The organism is Blautia sp. CAG:257 (genome assembly GCF_000433815.1).
Taxonomy (GTDB): Bacteria; Bacillota; Clostridia; order Lachnospirales; family Lachnospiraceae; genus Blautia_A; species Blautia_A caecimuris.
The window spans coordinates 1-1,117 of sequence record NZ_HF999083.1; the positions used below are offsets into that span (position 1 = coordinate 1).

Consider the following 1,117-nt stretch of genomic DNA (forward strand, 5'->3'; position numbering starts at 1 on the left):
GGTAAGAAATCAAGAGAAGAGTTAGGGGAACAAGTAGGAGAGAGTGCTCGTAATGTTCAGCGTTACATTCGACTTACAGAATTAATCCCGGAATTATTAGATATGGTAGATGCAAAGAAATTGAATTTTACCATTGCCGTTGATATTTCCTACATTGATAAGGAAATGCAGAAATGGATTTATGAGTATATCCGGGATACAGGATTTATTAAACCAAAGCAGATTACAGCTTTGAGAAAACAGTTGGAAGAAGGACCAGTGAACCAGGGATTTATGATCTCAATTTTTAATAGTTGTATAGTGGTAAAAGCACCGGAACGAAAAGTGGTGTTATCAGGAAAGAAGCTTACAAAATATTTTCCGGAAGACTATTCGGAAACGGATATGGAAAAGGTGATTGAGACATTACTGGAACAATGGAAAAGAGAACAGAAATAAGGGTTGTCAAAATAAGACAACCCGAAGAAAGAAGAGATACAGAAGTTTAAAAAAAGGACTTCTATGAGAGAAAGGAAGGGAGGAAGATACATGGATAAAAAAATGAATTTTAAATATTTTTATGGAACAGAAGCAGACCAGTTTAGTTTTTACAGAATACCCAAAGCTTTATTTACCAATGACTGTTTCAAGGATCTTTCCAGTGATGCGAAGATCTTATACGGTTTGATGTTGGACAGAATGTCTTTATCTATTAAGAATCAGTGGTTTGATGAAGAAAATCGGGCATATATCTATTTTTCCATTGAAGATATCATGGAATTATTGAATTGTGGCAGAAATAAAGCGGTGAAATCTCTTCAGGAGCTGGATGATGAAAAAGGGATAGGTTTGATTGAAAAACGTAGGCAGGGATTTGGAAAGGTTACGATCATCTATGTAAAATCATTTATTCAGGAGGAATGTGAGGAACAGAAAAAAGAAAAACCAAAGATGGTGAAGTTTACAAATCAAACTTCAGTAGAGGAAGAAGAGCCAGAAGAAGTTTACATTTCAAACTTCAAGAAGTCCCAAAAACAAACTTCAAGAAGTCCCGAAAATAAACTTCAAGAAGTTTACATTTCAAACTCTAATAATACTAATATTAACAATACTAATCTTAGTGAGAATAAATCTAATC

At 34.1% G+C, this 1,117-nt stretch carries 1 protein-coding gene and 1 pseudogene; both read left to right on the forward strand.

Features of this window, described 5'->3' with window-relative positions; translation table 11 throughout:
• Window positions 1-438 (forward strand): annotated as a pseudogene (locus QVP40_RS10085) (ParB/RepB/Spo0J family partition protein); the annotation flags it as partial.
• A gap of 90 nt (window positions 439-528) precedes the next feature.
• Window positions 529-1,117 (forward strand): replication initiator protein A (locus QVP40_RS10090; protein ID WP_288200466.1); only part of this gene is annotated, 589 nt, incomplete at its 3' end.